Origin of the sequence: Methylophilus medardicus (assembly GCF_006363955.1) — a bacterium.
In the GTDB taxonomy this organism is placed as follows: Bacteria; Pseudomonadota; Gammaproteobacteria; order Burkholderiales; family Methylophilaceae; genus Methylophilus; species Methylophilus medardensis.
This window is the reverse complement of record NZ_CP040948.1, coordinates 1,772,272-1,785,451: the sequence shown is the minus strand read 5'-3', so window position 1 is coordinate 1,785,451 and position 13,180 is coordinate 1,772,272. Positions and strand designations below refer to the sequence as shown.

Annotated in this window: 8 protein-coding genes; 5 read left to right on the top strand and 3 right to left on the bottom strand. The window is 52.8% G+C overall.

The genetic code is table 11. The features are described 5' to 3' along the window. Positions 1–26: 26 nt before the first annotated feature. A complete protein-coding gene (gene ybaL, locus FIT99_RS08500) occupies positions 27–1,724 on the bottom strand; it encodes a YbaL family putative K(+) efflux transporter (protein WP_140003895.1) in 1,698 nt (565 codons plus the stop codon). A 202-nt stretch (positions 1,725–1,926) separates the two neighbouring features. Further along, a complete protein-coding gene (locus tag FIT99_RS08495) occupies positions 1,927–2,529 on the bottom strand; it encodes a TetR family transcriptional regulator (RefSeq protein ID WP_140003894.1) in 603 nt (200 codons plus the stop codon). A 128-nt stretch (positions 2,530–2,657) separates the two neighbouring features. Between FIT99_RS08495 and FIT99_RS08490 the strand changes: the two genes are divergently transcribed. The 4 genes from FIT99_RS08490 (at position 2,658) to hflX (ending at position 9,876) form a co-directional block, all read left to right on the top strand. Continuing rightward, positions 2,658–3,866, top strand: a complete 1,209-nt coding sequence (locus FIT99_RS08490) for an efflux RND transporter periplasmic adaptor subunit (RefSeq protein WP_140003893.1) — start codon at positions 2,658–2,660, stop codon at positions 3,864–3,866. A 4-nt stretch (positions 3,867–3,870) separates the two neighbouring features. Continuing rightward, entirely contained in the window at positions 3,871–6,981 is a 3,111-nt protein-coding gene (locus FIT99_RS08485) for a multidrug efflux RND transporter permease subunit (RefSeq protein WP_140003892.1), read from the top strand. Then, positions 6,971–8,353 (top strand): efflux transporter outer membrane subunit, encoded by a 1,383-nt coding sequence (locus FIT99_RS08480; RefSeq protein ID WP_140003891.1) that lies wholly within the window; start codon positions 6,971–6,973, stop codon positions 8,351–8,353. The genes FIT99_RS08485 and FIT99_RS08480 overlap by 11 nt, the downstream gene beginning before the upstream one ends. Positions 8,354–8,511: 158 nt before the next feature. Further along, positions 8,512–9,876, top strand: coding sequence for a GTPase HflX (gene hflX / locus FIT99_RS08475; protein WP_140003890.1), 1,365 nt, complete (start codon positions 8,512–8,514; stop codon positions 9,874–9,876). On the opposite strand, the gene FIT99_RS08470 is transcribed toward hflX, so the two are convergent. Next, complete coding sequence (locus FIT99_RS08470) at positions 9,873–10,781, bottom strand: LysR family transcriptional regulator (protein ID WP_140003889.1); 909 nt, start codon at positions 10,779–10,781, stop codon at positions 9,873–9,875. The two genes, hflX and FIT99_RS08470, sit on opposite strands and share 4 nt — an antisense overlap. 109 nt (positions 10,782–10,890) lie before the next feature. Between FIT99_RS08470 and metE the strand changes: the two genes are divergently transcribed. Beyond that, the gene (metE, locus tag FIT99_RS08465; RefSeq protein ID WP_140003888.1) at positions 10,891–13,179 is read left to right on the top strand and encodes a 5-methyltetrahydropteroyltriglutamate--homocysteine S-methyltransferase; all 2,289 of its coding nucleotides are present in this window, start codon (positions 10,891–10,893) and stop codon (positions 13,177–13,179) included. Position 13,180: the final 1 nt, after the last annotated feature.

Genomic DNA, 13,180 nt, shown 5'->3' with positions numbered 1-13,180 from the left:
AAACAAAGGCTAGGCGTCTGGCAACCCTAAATGATCTGTTTTTCAAAGCGCTGCAACACATGTCCGGACATGCCCTTGGCCAGTTCTTCTTCGCCAAAAAAAACAGCTTCGCCGAATTCTTTTTGCAAACGTTGATACTCATCTTCGTGGTGCGTTCGAATCACGACCTCAATCTCTGGCTTGAGTTGCTTGGCAATGTCGACCATTTTGCGAATATCCATCGAATCCGGTGTTGCAATAATCAGCATGGCGGCATTGGCAATGTGGGCTTGTATCAATACCATGGGGTCAGCAGCATTGCCGGACACCGCGGGTTGACCTTGTTTGCGGAGTTTTTCGACCACCTCTCGATTTTGTTCGGCCACCACAAATGGAATCATAGAGGCCGTGAGTGCTTGCGCAATCCGTCTGCCGACTCGGCCATAGCCTACCAGCACCACTTGCCCCTCAAGAAACTTGCGTTCAGTCGACATCGGTAGCTCGCTGTAGGGGTCCATGCGCTCGGATAAGCGCCTTGCCACGTCTGATTTGTTGATCACCCAATTTGACAACGGTTTAATAGTGGCAAAGACCAATGGATTTAAGGCAATGGAGATTAGCGCACCCGCCAGCACCAGGCTCATGCCATCTTGTGACAACAAGTTAAGTGAGACGCCTAGGCCCGCCAGAATGAATGAGAACTCACCAATTTGTGCCAAACTAGCCGCCACCGTCAACGCGGTGTTCAAGGGGTATCGCAAGGCCAATACAATCGCGATCGCCGCGAGCGATTTACCTAAAATAATAATCGCGACCACCGACAATACTTGCACTGGTTGTTTAACCAAAATGGCCGGGTCAAACAGCATGCCGACCGCCACAAAAAACAATACTGCGAATGCGTCGCGAAACGGGAGTGAATCTTCTGCAGCTCGGTGGCTGTATTCAGATTCGCGCATGATCATGCCGGCAAAAAAGGCGCCGAGTGCAAACGATACATGAAAGAGTGAAGAGGCAAAAAAAGCCACGCCGATGGCTACTGCAATCACCGTTAAGGTAAACAGCTCACGCGAGCCGGTGCCGGCCACGTACCACAATAACCAAGGTAATACGCGCTTACCGACCACCAGCATCACCACCACAAATCCGGTAATTTCGAGCAGGGTCACGCCGATGGCTTCCCAAATGGCGCCGGTATTGCCCACCTCGCCTTGACCGCCCAACACCCCTGCCAGTGCCGGCATTAAGACCAGTACCAACACGGTAACCATGTCTTCGACCACTAACCAGCCCACTGCAATTTTGCCGTTCATACTCTCTAGAATCCGTCTGGATTCGAGTGCCTTGAGTAACACGACCGTGCTGGCGCAAGACAATGACAGGCCAAACACTAAGCCATGGCCCATACTCCAGCCCCAATAATGCGCCACTAGCATGCCGAGTAAGGTGGCCAACGTCATCTGCGCCAAGGCCCCGGGTAGCGCAATCCGTTTGACGGACATCAAATCTTGTACCGAAAAATGCAAACCCACGCCAAACATTAACAACATGACGCCGATTTCAGACAATTGGGAGGCGATGGCAATATCGGCTACAAAGCCTGGTGTGGACGGACCAATTAAGATGCCGGCAAATAAATAGCCAATCAGCGCGGGTAATTTGAGTTTTTCTGCAATCAAGCCAAAGATTAGCGCCAGCGCAAAGGCGGCGGCAATGGTGGTAATGAGAGAGAGGTTGTGGTCCATAGCAGTGTATTTTCTTCAGTGTTTTTTAATCGTGGCGGGTCATGGCGGAGAAACGAGAGGTGCGGCATCAGATCCTCATGACCTTGTGCACGCTACATATGAGCAATTTTATTGCAATCAATACATTTAGCCTTCATCTTGCCGCAAGGTGGGTGTGCTCGTCAATCAGCATCTGCGATGGATGCGCCTGCGAACGCAGTGTTTACAGCTTGAGGGATAAGCGCTGCAGACCATATTCACAGAGCTGTTCCGCCCGCTGCCAACGCTCAGAGGCGCTGAGATTACCAAAATAAATAATGCTAAATACGCCCTCGATAATCGATTTGCAGTACAGGCTGATGAGCTCGAAGTCGACCTCGGCCGGCAACTCTTTTTGCGCAATCGCTTGTTTGAGTAAGCTGTCTATTTGTGCAATGCGTTTTTTCTCCCAAGCAAACCTGAGTTGCAGTAACTCGGGAGAGTCATCAATGCCCACATACAAAAAAAATAATACCCTTTGGATCGAGCTGGGCGCAATGTAACTGTGAATCTCTTGCAGGCAATAGTGTTTGAGATTGCTTAATGCAGATAGATGCGCTTGGATTTGAAACGGTGAGGCACATTGGATCACGCGTTCAGCCATCGCTGTTGCGACTTCCAGTTTACCTTTGTAATGGCCATATACCGCGCCGCGAGAGAGGGAGGCATGCTCAGCGATGTCAGTCATGGTGGTAAGGGTGAAGCCTTTGCGATAGAACACATGCTCTGCCGCATCGAGGATCTGATCACGGCTTTTTTGCGCATCTTCTTTGGTTTTTCTCGCCATGATTACTAGGGCTAACCTCCATCAAACAATAGCGTCCATCATAGCAAAAAATAATTAATCAGTCATGATTGATTAATTATTGCGCTGCGCCTAAAATGAGCAAGTCTCTCTGGTTGCAAGGCGCCTGTATGTTCCGTTTTCCTGTCCGCACGCTGTTCATTCCCTTTTTATGCATGTTGCAACTGTCAGCCTGCAGCAAGCCGCAACCGGCCAGTCAGGCAGCGGGTGTTGCGCCTGAGGTGGCCGTGCTGACCGTGCGCACGGCGGAGATGCCGACCGAGGTTGAGCTGCCCGGCAGGGTAGAGGCCTACCGCATCGCCGAAGTGCGTGCGCGCGTGTCAGGCATCGTCGCCAAGCGCTTTTATCAAGAGGGGCAGACGGTGCAGGCGGATACGTTGTTATTTGCTATTAATCCAGAGCAATTGCAAGCCAGCAAGCTGGAGGCGGAGGCCGAGGTGGCTAGAACAGAAGCGAATTTAATCAATGCCAATGACAAGTTGCAGCGCTATCAAGCATTGGTTGGCGATCAGTCAGTGAGTCAGCGTGATTATCGCGCTGCGCAGGCTGACGCTCAGTTGGCAAAAGCGGAGGTCGCGGCTGCGCAAGCGAAACTCAACCGCGCCAAGCTCGATCTTGGCTATGCGAACGTGCGTGCGCCGATTGCGGGGGTGGCGCGTCGGGCCCTGGTGACCGAGGGGGCCCTGGTCGGAAAAGATGAGGCAACGCATCTGACTACTATTGAGCAAATTCATCCCGTGTATGTTAATTTTGCCCAGTCTTCCTCTGAGGTGTTTGCTTTGCGCAAAGCGTTGCGCGACGGCCAACTTAAAGGCAGCGATGGTGGACTCAATATTCAATTGTTGCTGCCCGATGGCACGCTTTATGCGGGTAGCGGAAAACTCTCATTCTCGGATGTCTCGGTGAACCAGACCACTGATTCGGTGGTGATGCGTGCCGTGTTTGATAATCCGCAACACGAACTAATGCCGGGCGCCTATGTACGGCTTAAAATCCGACAGGCGACTAATCCAAAGGCGATTTTGATTCCCAGAGATGCCTTGATTCGTGACCAGTTTTCAACGCGGGTATGGGTCGTCAACGCAGAGGGTGTGCTGGAATCCCGCGAGGTGCAAGTCGGCCGGGCGGTGGATAAGCAGTGGCTGATTGAACAGGGCTTGCAGCCGGGAGAACGCGTGGTGGTCACCAATGCCGCTACGCAAACCACTGGCGCGAAGGTCACGCCTAAAGAAATGCCGGTTGCACGGCCGCAAACAGCGGTGGAGGCGTCAGTGAGCGCAACGTCTAACCTCAGTGCTAATGCAGCGGTGCGAAAGTAATCAGATGAGTCGATTTTTTATTGATCGCCCAATTTTCGCTTGGGTCATTGCCATTCTGATTGTGTTGGCAGGTCTTATCGCCATCAAACAATTACCCATTGCCCAATATCCTGATATTGCGCCGCCAGTCGTCAATATTGCCGCGACCTACCCAGGCGCGTCTGCCAAAGTGGTTGAAGAAACGGTCACCTCTATCATTGAGCGTGAAATGAACGGCATCCCCGGTCTGATGTATGTCTCTGCCACTAGTAATCAGGGCATGGCGTCTGTCAGCGTGACCTTTCGCCAGGGCACTAACCCGGATTTGGCAGCGGTTGATGTGCAGAACCGCCTGAAAAGTGTTGAGGTGCGCTTGCCTGAAATTGTCCGTCGCAGTGGCATCATGGTTGAAAAGTCTGCGGACAGTTTTCAGTTGATCGTGTCTTTGACCTCTGAGGATAACCACTATAGCGAAATTGATCTTGGTGAATTGTCATCTGCCACCGTCATGCCGACGCTAAAACGGGTGCAAGGCGTGGGTAAAGTGCAATCGTTCAGCCCGGAATACGCCATGCGTATCTGGCCGGATCCGCAGAAAATGGCGGGCCTCAATGTGAGTGTGACTGAAATCTCGAGTGCCTTACGCAGCTACAACACCCGCTTGACGCTGGGGCAGGTTGGGGCGAGTGGCGTGCCGGACAGCGCGCCATTAAGCGTTTCGCTGGAGGCCGAGGCCACGCTTAAAACCGTCGAGGATTTTGCCCATGTGCCCATCCGTACGCAACCCGATGGCTCGGCGTTATTGGTCAAAGACGTGGCACGCGTAGAGTTAGGCAGCAGTGATTACACCTACAGCTCTAAGGTCAACGGCAAAAATGCAGCCGGCATGGCAATTAAACTCGCGCCGGGCTCCAATGCGGTAGAAACGATTCAGCGCGTCAAAGATGCCATGGCACAGATGCACACTTTTTTTCCGCCCAATGTGGCTTATCAACTGTCATATGACTCGTCGGCGTTCGTGTCTATTTCAATTAAAAAAGTCATTCAAACATTGATCGAAGCCATCGTGCTGGTGTTTGTGGTCATGTACCTGTTTATGCAAAATCTACGGGCGACGCTGATTCCGACCATTGTGGTGCCTATTGCTTTGCTAGGCACCTTTGCCGTGATGTATTGGCTGGGCTACTCGATTAATGTGCTCACCATGTTCGGCGTGGTGCTGGCGATTGGCATTTTGGTGGATGATGCGATTGTGGTGGTTGAAAACGTCGAGCGTCTGATTGCACAGGAGGGCCTGTCAGCTTATGACGCGACGGTGAAAGCCATGGCGCAAATCAGCGGCGCAGTAGTAGGGATCACCGCTGTGCTGGTGTCGGTATTTATCCCGATGGCGTTTTTTAGTGGTGCGGTGGGCAATATCTATCGTCAGTTTTCATTGGCGCTCGCGGTGTCGATTAGTTTTTCGGCTTTTTTGGCACTGTCGCTCACGCCTGCATTGTGCGTGACGCTGCTGCGTCATGAAACAACGCCTAAAGCTCGTTTTTTTGTCTGGTTTAATAACCGCTTTCAACAGCTGACTGAACGCTATACGCTTCTGACCAGTGGCCTGCTGCAAAAGCCAATCCGTTGGCTGGCGGTGTTTGCCTTGATTGTGAGCTTGGTCGCTTATTTGTTTGTGCGTTTGCCTGGGGCATTTTTACCGGAGGAGGATCAAGGAAACCTGATCGTGATGGTGTCATTGCCGCAAGGCGCCACACTGAGCGAAACCGCATCGGTGCTGGGGGAGATGAGTCGCTATATCCAACAACACGAGCCGGTGGATATCATTTTTGAGGTGAGTGGCTTTAGTTTTTATGGGTCTAGCACCAACAGCGGTATGTTGTTCATTACGCTCAAAGATTGGTCGCAACGACCATTGCCTGCGCAACAGGTGCAGGCCATTGTCGAGCGCATCAATCAACAGTTTTTTGCCCGCCCGAATTTAAGTGTGTTTGCCATGAATGCGCCGCCTTTGCCTGAGTTGGGCAGTGTGGGCGGCTTTGACCTGAAGTTAGTCGACAGAGCCAACGTGGGTATTGAGACGTTGATGCAAGCGCGTGACCAGCTGATTGCCGAGTCGAGCAAGCATCCTGAGTTAGCCAACGTATTGTTTGCCGGGTTATACGATACCCCCGTCGTGAATATCCAGCTCAATCGCACTAAGGCGAGTGCGCTCGGTATTTCGCTCGATGAAATCAATGATTCGCTGGCGACCTTGCTGGGTTCAAATTATCTAGGAGATTTTGTCTATGGTAATCAGGTACGCAGAGTGTTGGTGCAAGCAGATGGCAACCAACGCCAGACTCTAGAGGATATCAAAAAAATCCGGCTTAAAGCGGCCAACGGTAGCCTAGTGCCACTGTCATCTATTGTGACGCTCCATTGGGCGATGGGTTCGCCGCAACGCACGCGCTTTAACGGTTTCCCTTCATTCAACATTAATGGTGGCGCCGGGGTAGGCTACAGTAGTGGTGAGGCCATGCAAACCATCGAGAAGCTGGTGCAGGGGTTAGGCAAAGGCATTGGTTTCGAATGGGCCGGACAATCGCTGGAAGAAAAACAATCCGGTAGCCAAGCTGTCATGCTGTTTGGTCTGTCGATTCTGATTGTGTTTTTGGTGTTGGCTGCGTTATACGAAAGTTGGGCGATTCCGTTTGCGGTGATGCTCGTGGTGCCCTTGGGCGTCTTGGGGGCATTGCTCGGGGTCACGTTACGTGGATTGCCAAATGATATTTATTTTAAAGTGGGCTTGATCGCCACCATCGGTTTATCAGCAAAAAATGCGATTTTGATTGTGGAGTTTGCGCGAGAGCATGCATTGCAGGGGATGCCGTTGATACAAGCCAGCCTGATGGCGGCCAAAGAGCGCCTGCGTCCCATCGTCATGACCTCGCTGGCCTTTGGCGTGGGGGTGATTCCGCTGGCGTTTTCAAGTGGCGCCGCCTCAGGTGCACAAGTGGCCATTGGCACCAGTGTGTTAGGGGGTATTTTAACCGCCACCTTGTTAGCGATCTTTTTTGTACCACTCTTTTTTGTGATGGTTGGACGATGGATGAAAAAACCCACCGTTCAGCAAGGGGTCCCCCATGAAGTTTAACCGTATCGCAGCCCTCATCGCGCTGGGGTATTTACTCAGTAGTTGCTCGCTGATCCCGGAGTATTTTCGACCTGCCGCGCCGGTGCCTGCGTCATACACCGCGCAGACCGCGAACGAAACAGCCGATGACAGCCCGCCGCTCACTTGGCAAAGCTACTTTGAAGATGCCGATTTGCAGCAATTAATCGCGGTCGGTTTGGCCAATAATCGCGATCTCAAAATCGCAGTGTTGCGCATGGATGAAGCCAAATCGAATTATGGGATCCAGAAAGCCAACCGTTTGCCCACGATCCAAGGCACGCTTGGCTACGATCGAAGCCGCACCGTATTCAGTGCCAACCAGGCTTTTGAGGCCGAACTGTATCGTGTCGGTGTGGGTATCTCTGACTATGAAGTGGATGTATTTGGCCGTGTCAAAAGTCTCTCGCAAGCGGCGTTATCACAGTACTTGGCGGTGGCCGAAAACCGGCAAGCGGTGCAAGCAACCCTGATTAGCGAGCTCGCTAGGCAGTATGTCAATTGGCTAGCCCTCAACGCTCAACGCAAGTTGACCGAGCAAACGCTGGACGATCGAAAGCAAATGCTGCAACGCACGCAACGCCGATTTGACGCCGGCTTAGACCAAGTGCTGGATGTGAAAGCTGCACAAATTCAAGTCGAGCAAGTGCAGGCGCAACTTGCGCAATGGCAGCGCCAACTCGCTACCACACAAAATGCGCTGTATTTGCTGCTTGGAGAACCCTCACACCACACCCCCTTGCCGGTGAAACCTCTAGAGGCATTAAAGCTGGCCGACCTCCCCCCCGGTTTGCCGTCCAGTTTGTTAACCCGGCGTGCGGATATTCGCGCTGCTGAACATCAGCTCAAAGCGGCCAACGCCAATATCGGTGCTGCGAGAGCGGCGTTTTATCCGCGCCTGCAATTTACCACCAATGTGGGTTTGGTGAATGCTGAATTCTCTAAATTGTTTTCTGACACTGGCAGCAATTACTGGTCTTTCAGCCCGCAACTGGTCATTCCGATCTTTAATTATGGGCGCAACAAAGCCAATCTCAATCTTGCCCAAACCCGCGAACGCATTGAAGTGGCCAATTATGAAAAAGCCATCCAAACCGCATTCAAAGAAGTCATGGATAGTTTAAGCACGCGCACCGTGATCGCTGAGGAAGCCGCAGCCAGAGCCCGTTTGCAAGCACTGGAAACCAGTCGACTGCAGTTGGTAAAACGCAAGCTCGATCAGGGGCTGGTGACTTACCTTGAGTTGCTCGATGCCCAACGCAGTGTGCTCGATGCGCAATCGCAAGCGCTACTCATTCAACAGCAGGCGTTGCAGAATCAGGTGGGGCTGTTTAAGGCGCTGGGTGGAAGTTAAGGCAACGCACTTTTTAATGGATGGTTGCACGTCACCGAGCGACTATCCATCGTGATGCCATCCGTGCTAAGTCCGCTTTAATCTCACCGCCGATAGTGGTGGTTTGCACATTTACAGGTACTATCTGCCCTCTACCATTCAAGAAGCGTCATTCCCACATGCAAAGTGAAGTCAAAGAGCCCATTAGCCATGCCGTCGTGGCAGCAGTACAACTGCCCAATATCAGCGATATGGAGTTTGAAGCCTCGCTGAATGAGCTGCGCGAGTTGGCAAAAACGCTCGGTTATAAGATTGTGCATACCTTTGTACAAAAGCGCACGGGTTTTGATATGACCGGATATCTGGGTGTGGGTAAGCGCGAAGAGATTCGTGATTATGTGCGCAGTATGGCCGGTGACCCAGACGCGCTGGCGTTTAACCCTGACGCCTTGAATATTGACGCGGTGCTGGTGGACCATGAAATCTCGCCGTCACAGGCGCGTAACCTTGAAATTGAAGTGGGCTGCGAGGTGATGGACCGCACCATGGTGATTCTCGAAATTTTTCACCGTAATGCGCGTTCGCGCGCAGCGCGTGCGCAGGTGGAGATTGCGCGGCTGGGCTACATGGCACCACGTTTGCGCGAGGCGGCGAAACTGGCAGGGCCGCAGGGGCGGCAGCGTAGTGGGGCGGGTGGTCGCGGTGCAGGTGAGTCGCATACTGAATTGGATAGACGTAAAATTCGTGACCGCATTGCAGAGCTGCAGCAAGAAATTGTGATTATGGATGGCGAGCGCCGCACGCAGCGCGCGAGACGTCAGGAGCGGCAGACGCTAGCGAGTGTGGCATTGGTGGGCTATACCAACGCCGGTAAGTCTACCTTGATGCGTGCGCTGACCGGCAGCGAGGTGCTGGTGGCGAACAAGTTGTTTGCGACCTTGGATACCACGGTGCGGGCTTTATACCCAGAGAGCGTACCGCGCGTGTTGGTGAGTGACACGGTTGGCTTTATTAAAAACTTGCCGCATGGTCTGGTGGCTTCATTTAAATCAACCTTGGATGAGGCGCTGGATGCCGCGCTCTTGTTGCATGTGATTGACGCGAGCGATCCGGGCTTTGAGCGGCAGCTTGAGGTCACCGATACCGTGCTTGCAGAGATCGATGCTGATACCGTCCCGCGCATTCGCGTATTTAACAAAATTGATTATGTCGGCGATGCCCAAGCACAAGCCGCGTGTGAAGCTAGCCTGCGCCTCAAATATCCGGATTGCATCGTCATGAGTGCCCGCCGCCCGGATGAAGTGGCTAGTTTACGCCAGAAGATTGTCGATTTTTTTCAGCAGGATTTGGTGGAAGCTGCGCTTTTTCTGCCGTGGTCAGCACAACAACTGCGCGGCAAAATTTACAGCACCTGTCAGGTCTTGGGCGAGCGCTCAGAGGATGAAGGCACTTTCCTGACTGTGCGTGGTGCGCACAATGATATCCAAAGTCTGCGTGAACAGTTGGGCCAACGCCAAGCAACATCGCCAGACGATTCGCTTTAATTCTTGGCGGGTGAGAATGATGACGGTTGGGCACTCGCCAGTGTAATAAACGCCTGAACGTAGTCTGTGACCATATCCGTTTCACGGATGCCAAGGTAAATCTGTTTGGCGATGCCTTGCTTGCCTAGCTTGACCGGCACCACCTCAAAGCGGTGTTGATATTCCTCCACCAGCCAGCGCGGTAAAGCAGCCACTCCGCGCCCACTGGCAACCATTTGCAGCATGATGTCAGTGGTTTCAATCGGTTTATGTACCTGCGGACGGATGCCTGCGGGTTGCAAAAACTGGTTGTATATATCGAGTCGGTCAATATCGACTGGGTAGGTGATCAGCGTTTCATTGGTCAACTGTTCTGGGCGCACATAGTCCAGTGGCGCCAGTGCATGCTGGCGATGCACCACCAGTACCTGCTCATAATCAAACACCGGTTGAAACAGCAGGCCGGGTTTATGCAGTGGGTCGGGGGTGACCAGCATATCGATTTCGTAGCCGAACAGCGCGCCAATGCCGCCAAACTGGAACTTCTGTTTTACGTCCACATCCACATCGGGCCAATCGGCCAAATAAGGCGAGACCACCTTTAATAACCATTGATAACACGGGTGGCACTCCATGCCGATACGCAAGGTGCCACGTTCGCCTTGCGCAAACTGGCGCAAGCGCGCTTCGGCCAGCGAGAGTTGCGGCAACAGCCGATGAGCGACCGCCAGTAAATATTGTCCGGCTTGGGTCAGCCGCAGGCTGCGGCCTTCACGCAACCAGATATCGGTGCCCAATTGCTGCTCCAGTTTTTTAATCGAATGACTCAGGGCCGATTGCGTGAGAAATAACTTTTCAGCGGCCGCTGTGAGTGAGCCTTGTTGCTCGACTTCGCGAATGATCGCCAGGTGCATGCGTTCTATCATTGGGATTATGTATGAATTAAATTAATGGATTGTTGAAATAATACCATTTTACTTCATGGTTTGCGTTTCCTAGAATGCGTGTTCTTTCATGATCACACACGAGGCGGCTATGGCCATCACACACAATCTGGGATTTCCGCGCATCGGCGCAAAACGCGAACTGAAGTTTGCCCTCGAAGCCTATTGGAAAGGACAGTCTTCACTCGACGCACTAACACAAGTGGGCAAAGATTTGCGTCAGCGGCATTGGGCGCAGCAATCTGCACTTGATTTTGCCCCAGTGGGTGATTTTTCATTTTATGACCAAGTGCTAGACATGAGCTTTACCCTCGGCCACCTGCCTGCACGCGTCAAAGATTTTCACGGCGATGCGCTGGATAATTATTTTCGCGTTGCGCGTGGACGCTCTTCAGCAGCGGCTGAAGCCCACGCAGCCTGTTGCGGCGGCGTGGCGGCAGGCGAGATGACTAAGTGGTTTGATACCAACTATCATTACATCGTGCCAGAGTTTACGGCAACGACGCAATTTACGCTGGATGCTTCGCGTTTGCTTGAGCAGCTCGCTGAGGCGCAGTTACAGGGGGTGCAGGCTAAACCGGTCATTATCGGCCCAGTGACCTATCTCGCTATTGGTAAAGCAAAGGATGGCTCCAACAAACTCGCATTGTTGCCAGCTTTATTGCAAGTGTATACCGCACTGCTTGAAACGCTGGCGGCCCAAGGTGTTTCGTGGGTGCAAGTGGATGAGCCGATGTTGGTGACCGAGCTGGATGCGGAGTGGCAGCATGCGTTTAACCTCGCCTATCATCAATTGAAGAGCAGTCGGGTTAAATTAATGGTGGCGACTTATTTTGGTCAGTTGGCTGATAATCAGTATTTGGCGGCAAATTTGCCTGTCGCAGGGTTACATGTGGATGCGATCAATGCGCGACAGGAGGTTTTGCCATTGCTGGCGATGCTGCCCGCGCACAAAGTGTTGTCACTGGGCGTGATCAATGGCCGCAATATTTGGAAAACGGATTTAACTGCCACGCTAGATTGGCTGGAGCCGATTGCTGAACGATTGGGCGACCGGTTATGGTTAGCGCCTTCGTGCTCGCTACTGCACGTGCCGGTGGATTTGCAGAGCGAAGTAGCGCTAGACAGCGAGGTGAAATCTTGGCTGGCATTTGCCACGCAAAAATTAGAAGAATTGCAGACCTTGGCCCTGGCGGTAAATCAAGGCCGTGACGCGGTGAAAGCAGCATTAGCCACAAACCTTGCGGCGATGGTTGCGCGCCGTGGTTCGCAACGCGTGCACAATCCTGCCGTCAAGGCGGCATTGCAAACCTGTACGCCTGTGCTGGGTCAGCGCCAGCAACCCTATGCTGTGCGATCGGCAAAACAAGCTGCGCTGCTTAAACTGCCTAAGTATCCGACCACAACCATCGGTTCTTTTCCACAAACGGCGGCTATTCGGCAAGCACGCAGCCAGTTTAAAGCGGGCACGTTGAATCTCGCTACCTATGAATCGGCGATGCGCGCAGAAATTGATCGTTGCGTGCGTGAGCAAGAGTCACTTGGCTTGGATGTGCTGGTGCACGGGGAAGCGGAGCGCAACGACATGGTCGAGTATTTTGGTGAGCAGTTAGAGGGCTATGCGTTCAGCCAGTATGGCTGGGTGCAATCGTATGGTTCACGTTGCGTGAAGCCACCCATTTTGTTCGGCGATATTCGCCGTCCTCAAGCCATGACAGTGGCTTGGACCAACTATGCACAATCACGCACGACCAAGCCGATGAAAGGCATGTTGACCGGGCCTGTGACGATTTTAAATTGGTCGTTCGTGCGGGATGACCAGCCGCGTTCGGTCAGTTGTTACCAATTGGCATTGGCGATTCGTGAAGAAGTGCTGGACCTAGAAAAAGCAGGGATTCAGATTATTCAGATTGATGAAGCCGCATTGCGTGAAGGCTTACCTTTGCGCCAGTCAGCCTGGAAAGACTATCTGCAATGGGCCGTTGCGTCGTTCCGCATTGCCGCCAACGGCGTGCAGGACACGACTCAAATTCACACCCATATGTGCTACTCGGAATTTAACGATATTATTGCTGCGATTGCTGACATGGACGCCGATGTCATCACTATTGAAACGGCGCGCTCTGACATGGAGTTGCTGGATGCGTTTGAGCACTTTAATTATCCGAATGATATCGGGCCTGGCGTGTATGACATTCATTCCCCGAATATCCCGACGCAACAACATATGGTGCAACTGATGCAAAAAGCCGCCGAGCGGATTCCGGCGGAGCGGTTGTGGGTGAACCCTGATTGTGGCCTAAAAACGCGGCAGTGGGAGGAAGTATTGCCTGCGCTGCGAAATATGGTCGCGGCTGCGCACGCCTTACGTGCAGCTTAGC